Annotated in this window: 9 protein-coding genes; 2 read left to right on the forward strand and 7 right to left on the reverse strand. The window is 66.9% G+C overall.

The genetic code is table 11. The features are described from left to right. Positions 1-39: 39 nt before the first annotated feature. The 3 genes from IEQ11_RS23140 to IEQ11_RS23150 form a co-directional block, all read right to left on the reverse strand. Positions 40-441, reverse strand: coding sequence for a DUF3037 domain-containing protein (locus IEQ11_RS23140; RefSeq protein ID WP_046658217.1), 402 nt, complete (start codon positions 439-441; stop codon positions 40-42). Continuing rightward, the gene (locus tag IEQ11_RS23145) at positions 419-1,195 is read right to left on the reverse strand and encodes a HipA family kinase (RefSeq protein ID WP_191823670.1); all 777 of its coding nucleotides are present in this window, start codon (positions 1,193-1,195) and stop codon (positions 419-421) included. The genes IEQ11_RS23140 and IEQ11_RS23145 overlap by 23 nt, the downstream gene beginning before the upstream one ends. A gap of 151 nt (positions 1,196-1,346) precedes the next feature. Then, complete coding sequence (locus IEQ11_RS23150; protein ID WP_036110125.1) at positions 1,347-2,039, reverse strand: FMN-dependent NADH-azoreductase; 693 nt, start codon at positions 2,037-2,039, stop codon at positions 1,347-1,349. Between the two features lie 136 nt (positions 2,040-2,175). Between IEQ11_RS23150 and gcvA the strand changes: the two genes are divergently transcribed. Beyond that, the gene (gene gcvA / locus IEQ11_RS23155; protein ID WP_191823664.1) at positions 2,176-3,072 is read left to right on the forward strand and encodes a transcriptional regulator GcvA; all 897 of its coding nucleotides are present in this window, start codon (positions 2,176-2,178) and stop codon (positions 3,070-3,072) included. Positions 3,073-3,180: 108 nt separating this feature from the next. On the opposite strand, the gene IEQ11_RS23160 is transcribed toward gcvA, so the two are convergent. Further along, on the reverse strand, positions 3,181-3,591 hold the full coding sequence (locus tag IEQ11_RS23160; RefSeq protein WP_191823663.1) for a tautomerase family protein: 411 nt from the start codon (positions 3,589-3,591) through the stop codon (positions 3,181-3,183). 131 nt (positions 3,592-3,722) lie between these two features. On the opposite strand from IEQ11_RS23160, the gene IEQ11_RS23165 reads away from it, so the two are divergent. Beyond that, a complete protein-coding gene (locus IEQ11_RS23165) occupies positions 3,723-4,586 on the forward strand; it encodes a LysR family transcriptional regulator (RefSeq protein ID WP_191823662.1) in 864 nt (287 codons plus the stop codon). 527 nt (positions 4,587-5,113) lie between these two features. Here IEQ11_RS23165 and IEQ11_RS23170 read toward each other — a convergent pair. The 3 genes from IEQ11_RS23170 to IEQ11_RS23180 all read right to left on the reverse strand — a co-directional run bounded on the left by IEQ11_RS23170 (position 5,114) and on the right by IEQ11_RS23180 (position 24,081). Beyond that, positions 5,114-5,308 (reverse strand): hypothetical protein, encoded by a 195-nt coding sequence (locus IEQ11_RS23170; protein WP_197414784.1) that lies wholly within the window; start codon positions 5,306-5,308, stop codon positions 5,114-5,116. Positions 5,309-5,590: 282 nt separating this feature from the next. After that, positions 5,591-9,334, reverse strand: coding sequence for a hypothetical protein (locus tag IEQ11_RS23175; RefSeq protein WP_228465031.1), 3,744 nt, complete (start codon positions 9,332-9,334; stop codon positions 5,591-5,593). An 11-nt stretch (positions 9,335-9,345) separates the two neighbouring features. Continuing rightward, a complete protein-coding gene (locus IEQ11_RS23180; protein ID WP_247024652.1) occupies positions 9,346-24,081 on the reverse strand; it encodes a DUF7507 domain-containing protein in 14,736 nt (4,911 codons plus the stop codon). Between the last annotated feature and the right edge of the window lie 648 nt (positions 24,082-24,729).

Genomic DNA, 24,729 nt, shown 5'->3' on the forward strand with positions numbered 1-24,729 from the left:
TGCGGCCTTGACGCGCCGACGCCTCGCTCATTCGAAGCTTCAATCGCGCGGCGCGGCCACCCGCACCATCCGCTGCAACAGATGCTCGACGATCGCATCGGCCTGCAGGCAGCGTCCGGTGTGCACCGGCGAGAGCTGGATGATCGAGCTGCGCTTGGCGGTCAGCCAATGGAAACGCGCGCGCGGCGGCAGCTGGCCGATCGGGCCGGAATCGACGCCGCCTGCGCAGATCTTCTCGATCGCCTGCAGATGCAGGCGCACCGCGTCGATGTCGACATCGGGATCGAGCGCGAGCAGGCGCCGCGGGTCGAGTTCGATGCCGGCGACCAGCAACTTGGCCTGCGGGCACGACACCAGCACGCCGACGTTGACGAATTCCTCGCGCTCGACCCGCGGCACCACGCGGATCACCGCATAGTCATAGCTGGAGCGAACGGGCATGCAGCGCCTCCTCGACGAAAGCGCGCGGCGCACGCACGCGGCGGTTGAGGTAGTCGGCGTAGGCGCGGCGGTGTGCGTCCGCGTCGCTGAAACCGGGTTCGTCGATCAGCCAGCTGTCGGGGATCAGGTCGACGATGGCCTGCACCAGTTGCGGGGTGATCTGCGCGGCCAGGGCCTCGTCGACCTGGGCGAGCCGGTCGGCCAGCGGCAGCAGCACGTGGTCCTTGATCGGCGCGAAACGGCTCGCCGCGGCATCGGCCGCGCCGGCCCAGTTGTGATGGAAGTACAGCGCCGCGCCGTGATCGATCAGGGTCAGGCGACGGTGCCACAGCAGCATGTTGGTGTTGCGCGGCGTGCGGTCGACATTGGTCACGAACGCATCGAACCAGACGATGCGCGAAGCCAGTTCCGCGTTCGGCCGATCCACCAGCGGGTCGTAGTTGACCGAGCCGGGCAAGTAATCGAGGGCGAGATTGAGGCCCGCGCTTTCGCGGATCAGGTGCTGGATTTCCGGGTCGGGTTCGGTCCGCGCCATGTCGGGGTCGAGTTCGATCAGCACGATCTCGGGCACCGGCAGGCCGAGCCGGCGCGCGAGTTCGCCGCCGACGATTTCGGCGATCAGCGCCTTGCGGCCCTGTCCGGCGCCGCGGAACTTCATCACGTACAACCCGTCGTCGTCGGCCTCGACCACGGCCGGCAGCGAGCCGCCCTCGCGCAGCGGGGTGACGTAACGGGTGGCGCACACGGTTCTCAACACGGCGGTGTCATCGGTCGGTTCTCGCACGACGGCGATCGCGGCGGGCGACGCGATCCGGTCGCCCACCTTAGGTCCGGGCGGTGAAAAGTCCAAGCCCGGGCCGTGCCGGACCTCGCCGATCACGCGCGCGCGGATCGCCCGCGATTGGTCACGCGGCGGCCCGGGTCGCGCGTTCGCGCGAAAGCCGTTGCACCAACGCGTCCACCTGCGCTTCGGCGCGTTCGATCGAGGCGCGCAGATCCTCGCCGCCGAATTCGTCGTACTCCACCGCCGCGCCGTGGCTGTCGGTGATGCCGAGGTAGCGCATCGGGGTCAGCACCGCCGGTTCGACATGGTTGATGTGGGCCAGCCGTTCGCCGGCGCCGTAGCCGTAGTCGCCGCGCGAGCTGAGCAGCACCAGGGTCTTGCCGGCGTCGCTGAGCATCGGCCAGTACGGCTCGCCTTCGCGCTGACGGTCGAAGCCGAAGGTGCGGCCGACCCGCACCACGTTGTCGATCCAGGCCTTGAACGGCGCCGGCACGCCGAAGTTGTACATCGGCACGCCGGCGACGATCAGGTCGGCGGCCAGCAACTCGTCGACCAGACCGTCGCTTTCGGCCAGCACCTGCGTCATCCACGGCTCGCGCCGGGCCGGCGGGGTGAACGCGGCGTGGATCCAGCGGTCGCTGACCGGGGTCGGCGGCGCGAGACCGACGTCGCGCACGACGATTTCGTCGCCGGGGTTGAGTTCGCGCCAGCCGCGGACGAAACGCTGGCTCAGGCGGCGGCTGTGCGAGCCGTGGGCGTGAGTGTCCGAGCCGTGCAGGCGGGCGCTGGCGTCGATGTGCAGAAGGCGGGTCATGGGCGGGTCCGGGTCGTTGATGGATGAGCGCTTATTGCTGTCGATGCAGCGATCGGCGGTATAAGCACATGTTGAATCTGGCCACCCGGCCCGACAAACTCCGATTTCTCAGCCAACGCATGAGTAAATTTCATCCATGAGCGGACGCCGCCTGCCCCCGCTGGGCACCCTGCGCGCCTTCGAGGCCGCGGCCCGGCTGCGCAGCTTCAAGCGCGCCGCCGAGGAGTTGTCGGTCACCCCGACCGCGATCAGTCACCAGATCCGTGCGCTGGAAGCGCAGCTCGGCCTGCGCCTGTTCGAGCGCGAGACCCGGCGGGTGCGGCCGACCGCCGAGGCCGAACGGCTGTACCCGGTGCTGCGCGACGGCTTCGATGCCTTCGCCCAGGCGATCGCCGAACTGACCGCGCGGCCGCGGCGGCAGGCGCTGACGATCTCGGCGACCTTGTCGTTCACCGCGAAATGGCTGGTGCCGCGGGTGGCCTCGTTCCATGCCGCGTATCCGGACCTGGACCTGCGCCTGCACGCCTCCGACGATCCGGTCGATCTGCACGCCGGCGTCGCCGACGCGGCGATCCGCTACGGCCGCGGGCCCTATCCGGGCCTGGTCGCCGAACCGTTGATCGACAACCGCTTCGCGCCGGTGTGCAGCCCGCGCCTGGACCTGCGCGACCCCGACGATCTGCGCCGGCACACCCTGCTGCATTCGGAATGGCGGCACCCGACCCAGGATTCGCCGACCTGGCGCGGCTGGTGCCTGCAGGCCGGGCTGGACGGGCTCGATGTCGACGCCGGGCTGCGCTTCACCGACGAAAGCCACGCGATCCAGTCGGCGATCGCCGGCCACGGCGTGGCCCTGCTGAGCCTGACCCTGGTCGCCGACGACCTCGCCGCGGGCACGCTGGTGCAGCCGTTCGGGCCGGCGCTGCAGGGCCATCCGCATTGGTTCGTGCATGCCGATGCGAACCCGAGCCCGCAGGCGCGGGCCTTGCGCGATTGGTTGCGGGCGCAGGTGGCGCTGGGCGATCGGGGCTGAGTCGGCCTGGTCGCCTGTTCGGCCTGACGGACCTCGCGATCGCCCGCAACGATGCGGCGCGGAAGACCGGAATCGGCTGAATCGTCGCGCCCGCGCCGATCCGCGCGATCAGTCCTTCGCGCCCAGTTGGGCGAGCTGATAGCGACGCTCCTGGGTCAGCCCGCCATAACCATAAGCCGCCGCACGCGCGTCGATCACATGGATGTAGGACGTCTCGTGCACCTCGCCGATCAGCGCCGACAGCTGCGCATGCACCTGCTGCAGATAGCGCGCTTTCTCGCCCTTGGTGTTGGTTTCGTCGGTGATGCTGATGTCCAGATGAAACGCGTCGCGGTTCCACTCGGCCAGCGGACGCCCATCGATGAACCAGTGCGCGCGGTCGACGTAATGGATCGCGATCGCGATCAACTCGCGCGGCTTGCCCAGCACCTCGACGGTGAGGTCGGCGATCAAGGCCGCGGCGCGGCGGCTGAGGTCGGGGTTCGGCGATCCGGACAGTTGCAGGTTCAGGTGCGGCATGGCGGCGGGCTCTGAGGCGGGCCGGCATGACTCGGCCCCGGGATGCAGGTCCAGATTAGGCTTGCCACAGCCATCGGAATAGCGGGAAGATCTGATCCCATCCATCGGCCTGACCGATAGCCGGAGCCCCCATGCGCAGCCTCGATCTGGAACAGCTCCGCGCCCTGGTCGCGGTCGCCGACGCCGGCAGCATTTCCGGCGGCGCCGGCCGGGTGTTCCGCTCGCAGTCGGCGATCAGCGAACAGATCCAGAAGCTCGAACTGGCGGCCGGCGCGCCGCTGTTGCTGCGTTCGCGCAACGGAGTCGTGCCGACGCCGGCCGGCGAGCGCCTGCTCGGGCATGCGCGGCAGATGCTCGCGCTCGGCGAGCTGGCGCTGCACGACGTACGCCGCGAACTGCATCGCACGCAGGTGCGGCTGGCGATCAGCGATTACTTCCGGCCCGACGAGATCGCCGCCCTGCTCGGCCATCTCGCCCGCCACTGCCCGCAACTGCAGTTGCAGGTGACGATGGGCCAGAGCGCGGCGCTCGCTCGGACGCATGCCGAAGGCGGTTTCGATCTGGCCCTGACCATGGACCTCGAAACCCCCGCGCAAAGCCGCCAACGCGACCGCGGCGACGTGCTGCGACGCGAACCGCTGGCCTGGGTGGCCGCGCCCGGCCTGGATTTGCGCGGCGAATCCGAGCTGCCGTTGATCCTGCTGCCGGCCAGTTGCAGCCTGCACCAGACCGCGGTGCGGCGTTTGCAGCAGCAGCGGGTCGGGCACCGGATCGCGCATATCGGCAGCGGCGTCGCCGGTGTGCAGGCGGCGCTGCGCGCCGGGCTGGGTCTGGGGTGCCTGAATACTTCGTCGATCGCGCCGGGATTGGCGATCGCGCGTTCCACGCGCTTGCCGAGCCTGCCGAGCTGTCGCTTCGTCCTGCTGCCTCCGCCCGACGACGCGGCGCCGGGATTGCGCGAGGCGGACGCGGTATTACGCGCGTTCTTTCGCTGACTGCGATCGCGGGTCGCGACGGGGCGCTGGCGGCGGGCATGCGATCGAGTGTCTCGCCCGGATCCGCGCGATGTTCGCATGCGCTGGCGTTTCGCGACGAGTCCATCGCCAGCGGATACGCGCAGGCATGGGCGATGTCGTGATTGCGTCGTGAGCCGATGATGCGGAAGCGGTTCGTGTTGACCGCCTTATCCAAGCCGATTCACTCAGGCCGCTTCATCTGGGCCGCTTCATTTAGACCGACTTATCTAGGCCATGCATTTAGGCCGAGTCATCCAAGCCGATTCATAGGCATGGCTCAGCGGGAGTGACCGCCGTAACCGATCCATGAGGACCGACTCAGAAGAGCCGGTTCGCGGCACGCTCGCGCCGCGTCTTGTCGTTCGTGGTAATCCATCGCCGGCTCGATTGCGATGATCGAACCTGATTCGATGGGGTCAAGAATGGGGCTGAAACCTGTCATGCAATGACGCCGCATCTTCCGGTATGCGGCGAGGCCATTGGTCACATCATGCGGGTCGTGCAGGTCACAACAGCATCAGTTCGGAACGCTCCTTGGTGCTGTTGTCGACGAAGAACATCTTCTTGCCCTTGTCTGCGCGATCCTCGACCACCTGGTACAGGCGCAGCGCCTGACGGATGGCCGCGGTCTTGCTGACACCCTTGCGCACACACAGCTCTTCGAGAAACTGCATCTCGCTGCCGGCCAGATTAAGGGTCATACGGCGCCGGGTCTCTTTCATTGGTACACCTCATTGTTAGCTGAATTGGCAAAAAGTCGTGGCCTTGCTTGGCACGACCGAAGGTATCGACTTGTCGCTCCTGTTCTCTTGCTTGCCTTCCTTGCGGGTGTCGCACTTGCCATGCGCATGGGTTCGCCGTGTGTCACCGGAAAACCCATCCGCATCGTGGGCGCAAAGGCCCACACGTCCACGGCCGGGGAGCGGCCGCTTCCGGAAATCGGCATCGCCGCGAGCCCGCGAGGCTGGGCCCGCGGCGATGCATCAGTAACTCCCGACCATGTTGAGAAACCAGCCACGATGGTCGTAATCGAAATTGGTGAGGTCGTCGCTGAACTGCGTGAAGTTGTAGCCCACGCCGACGCGGAAATTCTTGCCGATGTCGCGATCGACGCCGATCAGCGCGCCCTGCTTGCGGCCGCCGTCCTTGACGTCCAGCCACCGGTATTCGGCCAGGCCGTGCCAGACCTCCTTGAACTCGTAGCGCGCCTGCAGCGCGGCGAAGGTGGTCGAGGAATCGGCCCACTCGCCCTGCAGCCGGCCGAAACGCACCTCGCCGACCCGCCGCGCCAGCTTGCCGGCGAACTCCCAGCGGTGGTTCGGGTGGTAGATGCCTTCGAACGCCAGCACTTGGCTGCGCTGATCGTAATCGGCGATGTTCGGACCGACCTGCTCCAGCGCCGAAACGTCGTACAGGAAGGTGTACTTGCCCAGCAGCGCCCAGCGCGTGTCGTTGTAGGGACGCCATGAGAAACCGACATTGCTTTCGACGAACTTGGCGCCGGCGTCGCGGTTGATCTGATCGCGGGTCTGCGAATAGTTCAGCCGCCCGGCGACGCGGAAGCTGTCGTTGAGCTTGTGCAGGAAGCGGTTGCTCGAGGTCCACTGCTCGCGTCGCTCCGCGCCGCTGTCGCGCCGCCATTCGAGCTTGCTCGACCATTGGGTATCGACCGAATTGCGGCCGCCGCTGAGGCTGACCGCGCGGCGGTTGACCTGACCCAGTTCGGCGGCGCGATCGAGCGTCGCCTGCTGCAGGGTGAAGCCCAGGTTCCAGCCTTCGCCGGGATAGAAATCCATGCCGTAGGTGTGGGCCAGGCCGGATTCGTTGGGCGCCTTGAGGAACTGGCTTTCGTTGAACAGGTTGACCTGGTTCGACAGGCGCCAGCGCTGGCCCAGGATCCAGCCGCTGTTGAGGCGGTCGTTGAACAGCGGGTCGTGCTCGGTGGTGTCGGTCGAATAGGTGTAGCTGCCGTACAGGCTGTGATCGGGCGCGAGACGGTATTCGGCGTTGACCTTGGCCGCGTCGCCGCGATCGCCGGTGGTGAGTTCGGCGCCGACGCTGGACAGTTCGCCGAACAGGTACTTGGCGCCGACGCTCAGCGCATCGTTGTCGGCGTAGCGGCCGTCATCGTCGTCGACGGTGACCTGCGCGGTGCCGAACAGCTCCAGCTGGGCGCTGAGCTGCTGGCGGTAGTCGAGCGCGGCCAGGGTGCCGTTGGCCTCGCCGCTCAGGCGCTGCTCCTGCACCCGCCGCACTTCGCCGCTCACGGTGATGTCGTCGTTGAGGCGCCATTCGCCGGTCAGCTGGGCCTGGGTCAACGACTCCTTGCCGCGTTCGGCCACGCTGTAGCGGCCGAACAAACGCAGCGCCGGGGTCAGTTCGCCGTTGAACTCGAAGCCGCGCTCTTCGATCGGCTCGCCGATGTCGTAACGCGAAATCGAATAGCCGGCGTCGACCTTGCGCCACCACGAGCCCACGGTCCAGTCGCTTTGCGTCCAGCCCAGTTCGCGCAGATTGGCCCGCGCCTCGACCGAGCGCGCCTTGCCTTCGCGGTCCTTGAGACCGGAATTGAGTTCGGTGAAGCTCAGGCCGCCGTTGTCGGAGAAGAACACCGGCGCGCTGGTCGCCTGGGTCTGGGTCTGTTCGAGCTTGAGGTAGGTGCCGCGGCCGGCCTGCAGGGTGAGGTCGGCGCCCTTGAGGCTGTAGTCCTCGCCCGAGCGCTTTTCGTCGATGTAGGTGCCGCCCACCGCGACGTGATCGCCGAACCAGTGCTTGCCGCGGAAACCGGTCGCCATGTCGTCGGCGTCGAACCCGCTGGGCACGTATTCGTAATCGACCAACAGGATCTGCTGATAGCCGTCGAGCGGAGTGTCGTGGGTCAAGGTGCGCAAGCCGTCGCGCGACACTTGCGACAGCGGCTTGTCGAGCAGGATGCGGCCCTGCAGTTCATCGATTTCGTAATCGGCGCCGCGCACCAGGTCGACCCGGTTCTCGACCCGGCCGGTGGTGGGGTCGCGCACTTCGATGGTGAGCTTCTCCGAGCCCGGCAACACATCGCCGTGCTTGAGGTAGTACAGGCGCGCACCGGTGCCGAGCAGTTCGGTATGGCCCGGCGCGGTCTGCGCCTGCGATCCGAACACGCGCAGCTGCGAACCGGCCTCGCCGATCGCGGTGGTGCGACGGCTGCGCCAATCGAACGCGCCGCCGTACAGCGAACGGTTGTACTGGGCGTATTCGGTGCCGGTGATGCCGGTGTTGAAGTTGCCCCACAGCGCCTGGTTCTTGTCCCAGTCCACGCGCAGGTACAGGCGGCCCATGGTGTCGACGTCGCGGTAGGTCACCGAGTCGTCGCCGTACACCGGGTAGTACAGGTCCGGGTCGAGGCGGCGGAACACGTCCTGCGGGTCGGCGTCCCAGAAGCCGTTGAACAGCTCGCGGATCTCGCGTTCCTGGGTATCGGCCTGGGCGGTGACCAGGTACTTGCCCTTGACCTTGCCCTTCAGATAGAACGCCAGGCGCCCATCGATCAGGAAGTTGTCGTCGTAGCGATCGTCCGGCGTCACCGGCTCGACCGAACCCGACGCGCTGTTGCCCGACACGGTGACATCGGCCATCGCCACCGCGAACAGATAGCGGCCGGTGACATCGACGTCGATCGCGTGATGCAGCGCCGGCTCGTCCTTGCGGCCGCCGACTTCGATATCGAAGCGATGCTTGCCGACCGGCACCAGGTACTCGGCGACCAGCTTGCGCTCCAGATCGACCGGATGCATGCGGCCGTTGATCTTGATCGACATGCCGTCGGGGATGTTGCGCCCCTGCAGGCGCACGCGCGAGCCGTAGATCGGGATGTTCTGCTGGCGCAGGTTGTCCTGGCCGAAGATGCTGTCGATCTGGCTGCGCTGTTCGGCGTCCTGCTCGCTCAGCGAGGCGCCGAATTGGCGCTCGGTGGCGTTGCGCAGGATCTGCGCGCCGCGTTCGGCTTCTTCCGGCCGGACCAGTTGGATCCGCCGCGGGAAGGTTTCGTCGAAGCTGCCGTCCTCGCCGTAGGCGCGGACGATATAGATGAGTTCATCGTCCGCGCGCAGCTTGAGCTCGGCCGGCAACGCGCCGTCCCATTCGACATCGCTGACCGCCGCGAGCGGCATCGGCACCGTCGCGATCGGGCTGACCAGGTCGGAATCGCTCGCGCGGTAGATCAACACCTCCGCGCGTTTGATGAAGGCCGCGTAGTTGTTGTAGGCATAGAAGCGGACCGGCTTGACGATCCTGCTGCCGTCGAACGCGATCAGCGACGGCGCCGACACGGTCATTTCCGGACGGCCGAGGTTGGGATCCTCGGTCGCCCAGATCACGCCGCCACCGGGCAGTTGCATCGACCATTTGCCGACCACGACCGCCTTGCCGGGCACCGGCGTCTGCTGCCAGACCGAGTTGCTGTCCTCGGCTTCGATCGTGACCCGGCGGTCGGGTTGCAAGACCTCCGAGGAGGAACGCTCGCTGGTGCCTTGCGTGACCGGCTGCCGTTTGCCGCGCGTGCGCAGTTCGAACAGCACGCCCTGATCGCTGCCGCAGCCGGCGTCGTTGCACTCGACCTCGCTGCTGTCCTGCGGCTTGTCCGGCGCGGCGCCGGGCGGAGTCGCCGGCGGCGCGGTTTGCGCGCCGGCGACCTTGACCAGGCCACCGAGGATGCAGATCAGGGTGTAATCGAGCAGTTTCATTTTCATGGCAGGCCCCCTCACTTGCCCGGCTTATCGGCAGGGGCTGCCGGGTCGTTGCTGATATCGACGCGCAGATGCTGGCGCAGCTCCGGGGTGGCGTGGGCGACGATCGCCTCGAACACCGCCCGCGTGCGGCGCATGCCGAGCGCGACGTTGTACTCGTCCGAAGCGCGCAGATCGGTGTGGCCGGTGATGACCACACGCGTCCCGCGCAATTGCTCCAGCGCCGCGGCCACCTTGGCGATCACCGGCAGGTACTTGGGCTTGATCGTCGCCTTGTCGGTATCGAACAGCACCGTGCCCAGCAGCGGCCATTGGGCGAAGCCCACCACCATCGTCGCCGGGTCCTGCGGATCGGTGCGGACACTGATCCGCAGGGCCTTGAACAGCTGCGGGTCGACCATGGTCTCCAGCGACTTGCGCACCGCCAGGGCACGGTCCATCGCCAGCGTCTCGTTCTCGCCGTTGGCGGTGATGACGATCTCGCCGCCGCCGTACTGCTTGATCTTCGACGCCATGTTCTCGATCGCCGGCAGGTATTGCGGCGTGACCTGGGCGCTGGCCGGCGAGAACATCACCTCGCCGATCCGCATCTCGACCTGTTCCTGCGTGCCGGGGATTTCTCCCGGCGGCAGCTTGACGCCGAAGTCGAAGCGCACCGGGATGCCCGGAGTCAGACGCCGCACCAACGGGTTGTCGGTGGTGAACGTCGCGCCCGGCGGCAAGGTGGCCGGATCGACCTTGAGGATGAAGTTGCGGCCGCGTTCCCACGGACCGCCCGCCACGCCCTCGAGGTGGTAACGGCCGAACTGGTCGGTTTCGATCAACAGGCCTTCGACCGAGGCGATGCGCACACCGGGAATGCCGCGTTCGTCGATGCCGTGATTGCTCACGATGTAGTCGACGCGGTAGCCCTCGGCGGTCTGCGCGACTTGGCGTTCGACCTTCGGCTCGGCGGCCGTGAGGTTCTTGGCCGCGTCGCCGCTGAGCTCAGTGCGGGTGTTGCCGGCCGCATCCATGCGCACGGTGATGCCCTGCGCGGTGGTCAGCGCGAAGCCGTCGTCGAACTTGGGTTCGCGCAGCGTCTGGCTGATCACCACGCGATGGTCGGCGACCGGATCGGCCTCGGACTGACGCGCACTGATCTTGCCCAGGTCGATGCCGTGCAGCATCGGCGAGCTCGCGTCGGGCTCGGGCTTGGCGCCGTCGCCGCGATCGACCGTGGTCGAGTTGGCGACATAGGCGTCGACCGCGAAGCCGCCCTGCACGCGCACCCGACTCAGGTCGGCCGAATCCTGCCAGCCGTCGCCGTCGCGATCGTCGAACACGGTGCCGAGCAGCAGCGACTCGTCGAGCAGCGGATCGGCGATCAGCTGCACTTCGGCCGTCGCCTCGTTCGAGCGCACGTCGCCGTCCTCGGCATAGGCGCGGTTGACGTGAGTACCGGGACGCACGCCGGCGCCGACCCGCAGCAGATACATCACGGTCGCGCTTTCGCCGGCCTTGATGTCGATCTGGTCGACCTTGATCGGGTAGCTGCCGACCTGGCGGCCGCCGCCATCGCGATCGGCCACTTGCACGCTGCCTTCGACCAGGGTGAAGCCGGCCGGCGGGGTGTCGGTCAACGTCGCATCGACCGTGTCGACCTGGCCGACGTTCTTGATCGTCAGCGTGTAGCGGACCAGATCGCCGATCTTCACGTCGCGCGGATTGGCCTGCTTGGTCACGAACAGATCGCTGCTCGCCTCGGGCTCGACTGGAACGATCGCGGTCGCATCGGCGGTCGCCGTGCCGGTGGCGGTTCCGCCGCCGCCGAGATTGCCGTAGCGCGCGGTCACCTTGACCATGTTGTCCAGCGTGCCGCCGGCGTTGGCTTCCTCGCGGGTGATGGTGTGCGTGTACGCATTGCAGTCCGTGCTCGCCCCCGGTGCGAGCGAGGTCGCGCCGCAGCTCAGCGTGGTGGCCGGATAGTTCTCCAGCACGTCGCTGGTGGCCATGTCGTTGAGGGTGATGTTGCCGGTGTTGCTGATGCGCACCGAATAGGTGATCACGTCGCCGGCATTGCCCACGCCCTGCTTGCCTTCGTCCACGGTCAGGGTCGCGACCTTGACGATGGCCACGGCCGGACGCGCCTCGATCGGCACGGTGACGGTGGGATGGCAGCGCGCTTCGGTCGAACCCGCCGGGCAGACGTTCGGCGTGCTGGTGCTCACCGTCGCGGTGTTCACCACCGAGCCGTTGTCGGCGTCGACCTGGACGACCTTGTAGGTACCGGTCAGCACGCAGGTGCCGGTCGGCGCGACGCTGGCGCAGGTGATCGTGTTCGGCGTGATCTTGTCGTCGCTGACGACCACGTCGGTCAGATCGATGTTGCCGGTGTTGGTCGCGGTGACGGTGTAGGTCAGCGTGTCGCCCACGCTCACCCGTCCGTCGCCGTCCTCGTCGGCGTTGGCGGTCATGGCCTTGGCCGAGCTCAGATTCGGCATCTGGGTCACCGGCACATCGACGCGCGGGTTGCACTTCGGATCGGCCGAACCGACCGGGCAGACCGGCTGGCCACCCGGAGGCGGCGTGTCCACCACCGTGGCGGCGTTACGGATCGTGCCCGCGTTGGCGTCGGCCGGCGTGACCCGATACGTACCGGTCAGCACGCAGGTCGCGCCCGGCACCACGATCGCGCAGGTCGTCGTGTTCGGCGTGATCTTGTCGTCGGTCACCACCACGTTGCCGAGATCGATATTGCCGATGTTGGTCACGGTGATCGTGTAGCTCAGGGTATCGCCCACCGTCACCGAGCCGCTGCCGTCTTCGTCGGCGTTGGCGGTCATCGCCTTGGTCGAACGCAGCTCGCCGTTGCGCGGCAGCGGGGTCTGGGTGGATGCGGGGCTCGACGTCACCGGCGTTCCGCTGGGCGGCGTACCGGTGGCGGTCGCGGTGTTGTCCGACGTACCGGCGTTCACTTCCTCCTGGGTGATGGTGTGGGTGCCGGTGCAGGTCGTGCTCGCATTCGGCGCCAGCGTGGTCGCATTGCAGATCGCCGGCGCGTCGAGCTTGGCGTCGTTCACCACCACGTTGGTCAGGTTCACGTTGCCGGTGTTGGTGATCACGAAGGTGTAGCCGATCGTGTCGCCCGCATCGGTCACGCTGGCGTTGGCGCCCAGGTTCGTGGTCGGTGCGCCCGCGGTCTTGGTGATGGTCAACGCAGGGTTGACCAACACCGGGTGGGTCGTGGTGCAGGACGTGCACTCCGGATCGGGATCGCCGCCGCCGTTGCCGACGACGCTGTTACCGACCGTGCCCGATGCATTGGCATTGATCGTGGTCGTGTAGCTGACCGCGTAGGTGCCTGGCGCGGTACCGGCCGGCAGGGTGCAGACCACCGGACCGGTGCCCGTGCAGGTGTACGCACCCGGCGCGGTGATCGCAGCGAACGTCTGATCGCCGGTGATCGTGTCGGTCAGGGTGTAGGCCGACGTCAGCGCCGCAGTGCCCACCGTGGTGGTGACCGTGTAGGTGATCGTCGCGCTCGGGTTGACCGTGGTGCCGGTCGCCGGGTCGGACGACTTGCTAGTGCTGATCACCGGCAACGCCACGGTGTGGGTCGTGGTGCAGGACGTGCACTCCGGATCCGGGTCGCCGCCGCCGTTGCCGACGACGCTGTTACCGACCGTGCCCGATGCATTGGCATTGATCGTGGTCGTGTAGCTGACCGCGTAGGTGCCTGGCGCGGTACCGGCCGGCAGGGTGCAGACCACCGGACCGGTGCCCGTGCAGGTGTACGCACCCGGCGCGGTGATCGCAGCGAACGTCTGATCGCCGGTGATCGTGTCAGTCAGGGTGTAGGCCGACGTCAGCGTCGCGGTGCCCACCGTGGTGGTGACCGTGTAGGTGATTGTCGCGCCCGGATTGACGCTCGTGCCCGATGCGGGGTCGGACGCCTTGGTGGTGCTGATCACGGGCGCCGCGACCGTGTGGGTCGTCGTGCAGTTGGTGCACTCCGGATCCGGATCGCCGCCGCCAGTACCGGTCACGCTGTTACCGACCGTGCCGGCCGCATCGGCGTCGACGGTGGTCGTGTAGGTCAGCGTGTAGGTGCCCGGCAAGGTGCCGGCCGGCAGGGTGCAGGACAGCGCACCCGTGCAGGTGTAGCTGCCCGCATTGGTCACCGAACCAAAGGTCTGATCGCCGCTGATGGTGTCGGTCAGGGTGTAAACCGACGTCAGTGCCGCCGTCGTCACCGTGGTCGACAAGGTGTAGGTGATCGTCGCGCCCGGGTTGACCGTGGTGCCCGTCGCCGGATCCGACGACTTGCTGCTGCTAATCACAGGCGCCGCGACCGGATGGGTCGTGGTGCAGTTGGTGCACTCCGGATCCGGATCGCCGCCACCGGTACCCGTCACGCTGTTACCGACCGTGCCGGCCGCATCGGCGTTGACGGTGGTCGTGTAGGTCAGCGTGTAGGTGCCCGGCAAGGTGCCGGCCGGCAAGGTGCACGACAACGCACCCGTGCAGGTGTAGCTGCCCGCATTGGTCACCGAGCCAAAGGTCTGATCGCCGCTGATGGTGTCGGTCAAGGTGTAGACCGACGTCAGCGCCGCGGTACTGATCGTGGTGCTCAGGGTGTAAGTGATCGTCGCACCCGGATTGACCGTGGTGCCGGTCGCCGGATCCGACGACTTGCTGCTGCTGATCACCGGCGCGGCGACCGTATGGGTCGTGGTGCAGTTGGTGCACTCCGGATCGGGATCGCCACCGCCGGTACCGGTCACGCTGTTGCCGACCGTGCCCGCCGCATCGGCGTCGACGGTGGTCGTGTAGGTCAGCGTGTAGGTGCCCGGCAACGTGCCAGCCGGCAGGGTGCACGACAACGCACCCGTGCAGGTGTAGCTGCCCGCGTTGGTGACCGAACCAAAGGTCTGATCGCCGCTGATCGTGTCGGTCAGGGTGTAGACCGACGTCAACGCCGCCGTCGTCACCGTGGTCGACAAGGTGTACGTGATCGTCGCGCCCGGATTGACCGTGGTGCCGGTCGCCGGATCCGACGACTTGCTGCTGCTGATCACGGGCGCGGCGACCGTATGGGTCGTCGTGCAGTTGGTGCACTCCGGATCGGGATCGCCGCCACCGGTACCCGTCACGCTGTTACCGACCGTGCCGGCCGCATCCGCGTCGACAGTGGTCGTGTAGGTCAGCGTGTAGGTGCCAGGCAACGTGCCGGCCGGCAAGGTGCACGACAGCGCACCCGTGCAGGTGTAGCTGCCCGCGTTGGTGACCGAACCAAAGGTCTGATCGCCACTGATGGTGTCGGTCAGGGTGTAAACCGACGTCAGTGCCGCCGTCGTCACCGTGGTCGACAAGGTGTAGGTGATCGTCGCGCCCGGGTTGACCGTGGTGCCCGTCGCGGGATCCGACGACTTGCTGCTGCTGATCACGGGCGCGGCGACCGTATGGGTCGTCGTGCAGTTGGTGCACTCCGGATCGGGATCGCCACCGCCGGTACCGGTCACGCTGTTGCCGACCGTGCCGGCCGCATCCGCGTCGACAGTGGTCGTGTAGGTCAGCGTGTAGGTGCCCGGCAACGTGCCGGCCGGCAAGGTGCACGACAGCACACCTGTGCAGGTGTACGAACCCGCATTGGTCACCGAACCAAAGGTCTGATCGCCGGTGATCGTGTCGGTCAGGGTGTAGACCGACGTCAATGCCGCCGTCGTCACCGTGGTCGACAAGGTGTAGGTGATCGTCGTGCCCGGATTGACCGTGGTGCCCGTCGCCGGATCCGACGACTTGCTGCTGCTAATCACAGGCGCCGCGACCGGATGGGTCGTGGTGCAGTTGGTGCACTCCGGATCCGGATCGCCACCGCCGGTACCGGTCACGCTGTTGCCGACCGTGCCGGCCGCATCGGCGTCGACGGTGGTCGTGTAGGTCAACGTGTAGGTGCCTGGCGCGGTACCGGCCGGCAGGGTGCAGACCACCGGACCGGTGCCCGAGCAGGTGTACGCACCCGGCGCGGTGATCGCAGCGAACGTCTGATCGCCGCTGATCGTGTCGGTCAGGGTGTAGACCGACGTCAGCGCCGCGGTGCTGATCGTGGTGCTCAGGGTGTAGGTGATCGTCGCACCCGGATTGACCGTGGTGCCCGTCGCCGGATCCGACGACTTGCTGCTGCTAATCACAGGCGCCGCGACCGGATGGGTCGTGGTGCAGTTGGTGCACTCCGGATCCGGATCGCCGCCACCGGTACCCGTCACGCTGTTACCGACCGTGCCGGCCGCATCGGCGTTGACGGTGGTCGTGTAGGTCAGCGTGTAGGTGCCCGGCAAGGTGCCCGCCGGCAAGGTGCACGACAGCGCACCCGTGCAGGTGTAGCTGCCCGCATTGGTCACCGAACCGAACGTCTGATCGCCGCTGATGGTATCGGTCAGGGTGTAGACCGACGTCAGCGCTGCGGTGCTGATCGTGGTGCTCAGGGTGTAGGTGATCGTCGCGCCCGGGTTGACCGTGGTGCCGGTCGCCGGATCCGACGACTTGCTGCTGCTGATCACCGGGGCCGCAACCGGATGGGTCGTGGTGCAGTTGGTGCACTCCGGATCGGGATCGCCGCCACCGGTACCGGTCACGCTGTTACCGACCGTGCCGGCCGCATCCGCGTCGACGGTGGTCGTGTAGGTCAGCGTGTAGGTGCCCGGCAAGGTGCCCGCCGGCAAGGTGCACGACAGCGCACCCGTGCAGGTGTAGCTGCCCGCATTGGTCACCGAACCAAAGGTCTGATCGCCGCTGATCGTGTCGGTCAGGGTGTAGATCGACGTCAGCGCCGCCGTCGTCACCGTGGTCGACAAGGTGTAGGTGATCGTCGCGCCCGGATTGACCGTGGTACCGGTCGCGGGATCCGACGACTTGCTGCTGCTGATCACGGGCGCGGCGACCGTATGGGTCGTCGTGCAGTTGGTGCACTCCGGATCCGGATCGCCGCCGCCAGTACCGGTCACGCTGTTGCCGACCGTGCCGGCCGCATCCGCGTCGACGGTGGTCGTGTAGGTCAGCGTGTAGGTGCCCGGCAAGGTGCCGGCCGGCAGGGTGCACGACAGCGGACCGGTGCCGGTGCAGGTGTAGCTGCCCGCATTGGTGACCGAACCGAACGTCTGATCGCCGCTGATCGTGTCGGTCAGGGTGTAGACCGACGTCAGCGCCGCCGTCGTCACCGTGGTCGACAAGGTGTAGGTGATCGTCGCGCCCGGGTTGACCGTGGTGCCCGTCGCGGGATCCGACGACTTGCTGCTGCTGATCACGGGCGCGGCGACCGTATGGGTCGTCGTGCAGTTGGTGCACTCCGGATCGGGATCGCCACCGCCGGTACCGGTCACGCTGTTGCCGACCGTGCCGGCCGCATCGGCGTCGACGGTGGTCGTGTAGGTCAGCGTGTAGGTGCCCGGCAAGGTGCCGGCCGGCAAGGTGCACGACAACGCACCCGTGCAGGTGTAGCTGCCCGCATTGGTCACCGAGCCAAAGGTCTGATCGCCGCTGATGGTGTCGGTCAAGGTGTAGACCGACGTCAGCGCCGCGGTACTGATCGTGGTGCTCAGGGTGTAAGTGATCGTCGCACCCGGATTGACCGTGGTGCCGGTCGCCGGATCCGACGACTTGCTGCTGCTGATCACCGGTGCGGCGACCGTATGGGTCGTGGTGCAGTTGGTGCACTCCGGATCGGGATCGCCACCGCCGGTACCGGTCACGCTGTTGCCGACCGTGCCCGCCGCATCGGCGTCGACGGTGGTCGTGTAGGTCAGCGTGTAGGTGCCCGGCAACGTGCCAGCCGGCAGGGTGCACGACAACGCACCCGTGCAGGTGTAGCTGCCCGCGTTGGTGACCGAACCAAAGGTCTGATCGCCGCTGATCGTGTCGGTCAGGGTGTAGACCGACGTCAACGCCGCCGTCGTCACCGTGGTCGACAAGGTGTACGTGATCGTCGCGCCCGGATTGACCGTGGTGCCGGTCGCCGGATCCGACGACTTGCTGCTGCTGATCACGGGCGCGGCGACCGTATGGGTCGTGGTGCAGTTGGTGCACTCCGGATCGGGATCGCCGCCACCGGTACCCGTCACGCTGTTACCGACCGTGCCGGCCGCATCCGCGTCGACAGTGGTCGTGTAGGTCAGCGTGTAGGTGCCAGGCAACGTGCCGGCCGGCAAGGTGCACGACAGCGCACCCGTGCAGGTGTAGCTGCCGGCATTGGTCACGCTGCCGAACGTCTGGTCGCCACTGATCGTGTCGGTCAGGGTGTAGACCGACGTCAGCGCCGCGGTGCTGATCGTGGTGCTCAGGGTGTAGGTGATCGTCGTGCCCGGGTTGACCGTGGTGCCCGTGGCCGGATCCGACGACTTGCTGCTGCTGATCACCGGGGCCGCAACCGGGTGGGTCGTCGTGCAGTTGGTGCACTCCGGATCCGGATCGCCGCCGCCAGTACCGGTCACGCTGTTACCGACCGTGCCGGCCGCATCGGCGTCGACGGTGGTCGTGTAGGTCAGCGTGTAGGTGCCCGGCAACGTGCCGGCCGGCAGGGTGCACGACAGCGGACCGGTGCCGGTGCAGGTGTACGAACCGGCATTGGTCACCGAACCGAACGTCTGATCGCCACTGATCGTGTCGGTCAGGGTGTAGACCGACGTCAGTGCCGCGGTGCTGATCGTGGTGCTCAGGGTGTAGGTGATCGTCGCACCCGGATTGACCGTGGTGCCCGTCGCCGGATCCGACGACTTGCTGCTGCTGATCACCGGCGCCGCGACCGTATGGGTCGTGGTGCAGTTGGTGCACTCCGGATCCGGATCGCCACCGCCAGTGCCGGTCACGCTGTTACCGACCGTGCCGGCCGCATCGGCGTCGACGGTGGCCGTGTAGGTCAGCGTGTAGGTGCCCGGCAAGGTGCCGGCCGGCAAGGTGCAGGACAGCGCACCCGTGCAGGTGTAGCTGCCGGCATTGGTCACGCTGCCGAACGTCTGATCGCCGCTGATGGTGTCGGTCAGGGTGTAGACCGACGTCAGTGCCGCCGTCGTCACCGTAGTCGACAAGGTGTAGGTGATCGTCGCACCCGGATTGACCGTGGTGCCCGTCGCCGGATCCGACGACTTGCTGCTGCTGATCACCGGCGCGGCGACCGGGTGGGTCGTCGTGCAGTTGGTGCACTCCGGATCCGGATCGCCGCCGCCGCTACCGGTCACGCTGTTACCGACCGTGCCGGCCGCATCGGCGTCGACGGTGGTCGTGTAGGTCAGCGTGTAGGTACCCGGCAACGTGCCGGCCGGCAAGGTGCACGACAGCGGACCGGTGCCGGTGCAGGTGTACGAACCCGCATTGGTCACCGAACCAAAGGTCTGGTCACCACTAATCGTGTCGGTCAAGGTGTAGACCGACGTCAGTGCCGCCGTCGTCACCGTGGTCGACAAGGTGTAGGTGATCGTCGTGCCCGGGTTGACCGTGGTACCGGTCGCGGGATCCGACGATTTGCTGCTGCTGATCACCGGCGCGGCGACCGTATGGGTCGTGGTGCAGTTGGTGCACTCCGGATCGGGATCGCCGCCACCGCTGCCGGTCACGCTGTTGCCGACCGTGCCGGCCGCATCGGCGTCGACGGTGGTCGTGTAGGTCAACGTGTAGGTGCCCGGCAAGGTGCCGGCCGGCAAGGTGCACGACAGCGCACCCGTGCAGGTGTAGCTGCCCGCATTGGTCACCGAACCAAAGGTCTGGTCACCACTGATCGTGTCGGTCAGGGTGTAGACCGACGTCAGTGCCGCCGTCGTCACCGTGGTCGACAAGGTGTAGGTGATCGTCGTGCCCGGGTTGACCGTGGTGCCGGTCGCCGGATCCGACGACTTGCTGCTGCTGATCACGGGTGCCGCGACCGGGTGAGTCGTGGTGCAGTTGATGCACTCCGGATCGGGATCGCCACCGCCAGTACCGGTCACGCTGTTGCCGACCGTGCCGGCCGCATCGGCGTCGACGGTGGTCGTGTAGGTCAACGTGTAGGTGCCCGGCAAGGTGCCGGCCGGCAAGGTGCACGACAGCGGACCGGTGCCGGTGCAGGTGTACGAACCGGCATTGGTCACCGAACCGAACGTCTGATCGCCACTGATGGTGTCGGTCAGGGTGTAGACCGACGTCAGCGCCGCGGTGCCCACCGTGGTGGTGACCGTGTAGGTGATCGTCGCGCCCGGATTGACCGTGGTGCCGGTCACCGGATCCGACGATTTACTGCTGCTGATCACCGGCGCGGCGACCGGGTGGGTCGTGGTGCAGTTGGTGCACTCCGGATCGGGATCGCCACCGCCAGTACCGGTCACGCTGTTGCCGACCGTGCCGGCCGCATCGGCGTCGACAGTGGTCGTGTAGGTCAGCGTGTAGGTGCCAGGCAACGTGCCGGCCGGCAGGGTGCAGGACAGCGCACCCGTGCAGGTGTAGCTGCCCGCATTGGTCACCGAACCAAAGGTTTGATCGCCACTGATCGTGTCGGTCAGGGTGTAGACCGACGTCAACGCCGCCGTCGTCACCGTGGTCGACAAGGTGTAGGTGATCGTCGTGCCCGGGTTGACCGTGGTGCCGGTCGCCGGATCCGACGACTTGCTGCTGCTGATCACGGGTGCCGCGACCGGGTGGGTCGTGGTGCAGTTGATGCACTCCGGATCGGGATCACCGCCACCGGTACCGGTCACGCTGTTACCGACCGTGCCGGCCGCATCGGCGTCGACGGTGGTCGTGTAGGTCAGCGTGTAGGTACCCGGCAACGTGCCGGCCGGCAAGGTGCACGACAGCGGACCGGTGCCGGTGCAGGTGTAGCTGCCCGCATTGGTCACCGAACCAAAGGTCTGATCGCCACTGATGGTGTCGATCAAGGTGTAGACCGACGTCAACGCCGCCGTCGTCACCGTGGTCGACAAGGTGTACGTGATCGTCGCGCCCGGATTGACCGTGGTGCCGGTCACCGGATCCGACGACTTGCTGCTGCTGATCACGGGCGCGGCGACCGGGTGGGTCGTGGTGCAGTTGGTGCACTCCGGATCGGGATCGCCACCGCCGCTACCGGTCACGCTGTTGCCGACCGTGCCGGCCGCATCGGCGTCGACAGTGGTCGTGTAGGTCAGCGTGTAGGTGCCCGGCAACGTGCCGGCCGGCAAGGTGCACGACAACGCACCCGTGCAGGTGTAGCTGCCCGCATTGGTCACGCTGCCGAACGTCTGATCGCCGCTGATGGTGTCGGTCAGGGTGTAGACCGACGTCAACGCCGCCGTCGTCACCGTGGTCGACAAGGTGTAGGTGATCGTCGTGCCCGGGTTGACCGTGGTGCCGGTCGCGGGATCGGACGACTTGCTGCTGCTTACCTCCGGTCCCGCAATATCGTCGTTGGTAATGCTGCACTCCGCATCATCACCGTTGGACAGCAACAGACTGTTTCCAGTCAAGGTACCGCCCGTACACGACCACGCACCGGCGGCGTAACCGGCGAGATTGGTTTCAGTGAGCGTATAGGTGCCCGAACTGACCACCGCGTCGGTCACTGCTGGAGCACCGCTCGTACCACTAATCGACGTCGGCCCCGCGGCCGTCAGCGTGAAGTCTGCCGTCGTCGCCGTACCACGGTTGTCGTTAATCACCGTCTTGACCAAGGTCAGCGTCGCCGCCTGGTCATCGTTATTGATCGTGCAGGTCGCGTTATCACCCGCGGCCAGTGCCACGGTGTTGTTCACCACCGCCGCACCGCCGTTGATCACGCAGCTGTAGGTACCCGCCGTGTAACCCGTCGGACCACCGGTCTCGGACAAGGTGTAGCTGCCCGGGTTGACCGAGGCATTGGTCACCGCGGCCGAACCGGTGGCGCCGGTGATGTTCGTCGGACCCGCGGCTTCCAGCGTCCACGCGGTTGCCACCGCGCTGCCACCGTTGTCGTTGGTCACCGTCTTGACCAGGGTCAGCGTCGCCGCCTGGTCGTCGTTGTTGATGGTGCAGGTCGCGTTGTCGCCTGCGGCCAGCGCCACGGTGTTGTTCACTACCGCCGCGCCGCCGTTGATCACACAGCTGTAGGTGCCCGCCGTGTAACCCGCCGGACCGCCGGTCTCGGACAAGGTGTAGCTGCCCGGGTTGACCGATGCATTGGTCACCGCGGCCGAGCCGGTGGCACCAGTGATGTTCGTCGGACCTGCCGCTTCCAGCGTCCACGCGGTTGCTATCGCGCTGCCGCCGTTGTCGTTGGTCACCGTCTTGACCAAGGTCAGCGTCGCCGCCCGGTCGTCGTTGTTGATGGTGCAGGTCGCGTTATCACCCGCGACCAGCGCCACGGTGTTGCTCACCACCGCCGCGCCGCTGTTGATCACGCAGCTGTAGGTGCCCGCGGTATAACCCGCCGGGCCACCGGTCTCGGACAAGGTGTAGCTGCCCGGATTGACCGAGGCATTGGTCACCGCGGCCGAGCCGGTGGCGCCGGTGATGTTCGTCGGACCTGCGGCCTCCAGCGTCCACGCGGTTGCCACCGCGCTGCCGCCGTTGTCGTTGGTCACCGTCTTGACCAGGGTCAGCGTCGCCGCCCGGTCGTCGTTGTTGATGGTGCAGGTCGCGTTGTCGCCTGCCGCGAGCGTGATCGAATTGGCGACGACCGCGGCGCCACCATTGAGGACGCAGCTATAGGTACCCGCCGTGTAACCCGCCGGACCGCCGGTCTCGGACAAGGTGTAGCTGCCCGGATTGACCGAGGCATTGGTCACCGCGGCCGAACCGGTGGCGCCGGTGATATTCGTCGGACCTGCGGCTTCCAGCGTCCACGCGGTTGCCACCGCGGTGCCACCGTTGTCGTTGGTCACCGTCTTGACCAAGGTCAGCGTCGCCGCCTGGTCGTCGTTGTTGATGGTGCAGGTCGCGTTGTCGCCTGCCGCGAGCGTGATCGAATTGGCGACGACCGCGGCGCCACCATTGAGGACGCAGCTGTAGGTACCCGCCGTGTAACCCGCCGGACCGCCGGTCTCGGACAAGGTGTAGCTGCCCGGGTTGACCGAGGCATTGGTCACCGCGGCCGAACCGGTGGCGCCGGTGATGTTCGTCGGACCCGCGGCTTCCAGCGTCCACGCGGTTGCCACCGCGCTGCCGCCGTTGTCGTTGGTCACCGTCTTGACCAGGGTCAGCGTCGCCGCCCGGTCATCATTGTTGATGGTGCAGGTCGCGTTGTCGCCCGCGGCCAGCGCCACGGTGTTGTTCACTACCGCGGCGCCGCTGTTGATCACGCAGCTGTAGGTACCCGCCGTGTAACCCGCCGGACCGCCGGTCTCGGACAAGGTGTAGCTGCCCGGGTTGACCGAGGCATTGGTCACCGCGGCCGAACCCGTGGCGCCGGTGATGTTCGTCGGACCTGCGGCTTCCAGCGTCCACGCGGTTGCCACCGCGCTGCCGCCGTTATCGTTGGTCACCGTCTTGACTAGGGTCAGCGTCGCCGCCCGGTCATCATTGTTGATGGTGCAGGTCGCGTTGTCGCCCGCGGCCAGTGCCACGGTGTTGTTCACTACCGCCGCGCCGCCGTTGATCACACAGCTATAGGTGCCCGCGGTGTAACCCGCCGGACCGCCGGTCTCGGACAAGGTGTAGCTGCCCGGGTTGACCGAGGCATTGGTCACCGCGGCCGAACCCGTGGCGCCGGTGATATTCGTCGGACCCGCGGCTTCCAGCGTCCACGCGGTTGCCACCGCGCTGCCGCCGTTGTCGTTGGTCACCGTCTTGACCAGGGTCAGCGTCGCCGCCCGGTCGTCGTTGTTGATGGTGCAAGTCGCGTTGTCGCCCGCGGCCAGCGCCACGGTGTTGTTCACCACCGCCGCGCCGCCGTTGACCACACAGCTGTAGGTGCCCGCCGTGTAACCCGCCGGACCGCCGGTCTCGGACAAGGTGTAGCTGCCCGGGTTGACCGAGGCATTGGTCACCGAGGCCGAACCCGTGGCGCCGGTGATGTTCGTCGGACCTGCGGCTTCCAGCGTCCACGCGGTTGCCACCGCGCTGCCGCCGTTGTCGTTGGTCACCGTCTTGACCAGGGTCAGCGTCGCCGCCCGGTCATCATTGTTGATGGTGCAGGTCGCGTTGTCGCCCGCGGCCAGCGCCACGGTGTTGTTCACCACCGCCGCGCCGCCGTTGACCACACAGCTGTAGGTGCCCGCCGTGTAACCCGCCGGACCGCCGGTCTCGGACAAGGTGTAGCTGCCCGGATTGACCGATGCATTGGTCACCGCGGCCGAACCCGTGGCGCCGGTGATGTTCGTCGGACCTGCGGCCTCCAGCGTCCACGCGGTTGCCACCGCGCTGCCGCCGTTGTCGTTGGTCACCGTCTTGACTAGGGTCAGCGTCGCCGCCTGGTCGTCGTTGTTGATCGTGCAGGTCGCGTTGTCGCCTGCCGCGAGCGTGATCGAATTGGCGACGACCGCGGCGCCACCATTGAGGACGCAGCTATAGGTGCCCGCGGTATAACCCGCCGGGCCACCGGTCTCGGACAAGCTGTAGGTACCGACGTTGACCGACGCGGCGGTTACCGCCGGCGTCCCAGTGACGCCGCTGATGTTGCTCGGACCCGCCGCCCTCAGCGTCCACGCCGTCGCCACCGCGGCGCCGCCGTTGTTGTTGGTGACGGTCTTGATCAGGGTCAGGCGGGGCTGGACCGGATCGCTGTCCTCCGAGGTGCAGACTCCACCGCTGAAGGTCTGGCCGGGGTTGTTGCAGCTCGTTCCGGTGTTGGTCACTCCGGTCGGGGGAGCGACGGAGGCGCGGTTGACTGCGTTCTGCGACAGCGCCGGCAATGCGAAGGCCGTTGCCACCACCAGTAACAGCGACTGGCTGACACGGCACAGCAATGCCCGAACGGCTTGTTTGGAATCAGCGGTCACAACGCCCCCTAAAACTGAAATCGACTAGTGCGCAGCCGCGGCGGACGCTTTTGTTCGCGTCGCCATTGCGCACACTACTCCTGATCGGAGAATTATCCCGTCACAGGACATGCGCGCAAATCTCGTGCCAAATTCGAGAAATGGGGGGATGCCCGTTTTTTTAGGCGCTGAAGTCGTGTAAGCCCGAAAAAATGACGATTAACGTCATTTATTGACTACTGACGTCATAAAAATAGAGACAAAAGGAAGATTCGAGCGCTATTCGCCCGAGCCCGGATTAGGAAATTCAGACAAATCCGAGATGATTTTTCACTTAAAGAAACAACCTAAAGTACGATCGCCGCGCCGCTGGCGCGGACACGCTCGGCAATCGTCTTGTCTCAGAAGCTCTGGAGACGCCCGGCCCGAAATTGGCGATACGGGGCAAGTCATCACTAAATGTGAGAAAGTTCTCCACGGAGAGACGCAACAAGTCCGATCCGCATACATTTATCTGCAGATATC

Source organism: Lysobacter capsici, from assembly GCF_014779555.2.
In the GTDB taxonomy this organism is placed as follows: Bacteria; Pseudomonadota; Gammaproteobacteria; order Xanthomonadales; family Xanthomonadaceae; genus Lysobacter; species Lysobacter capsici.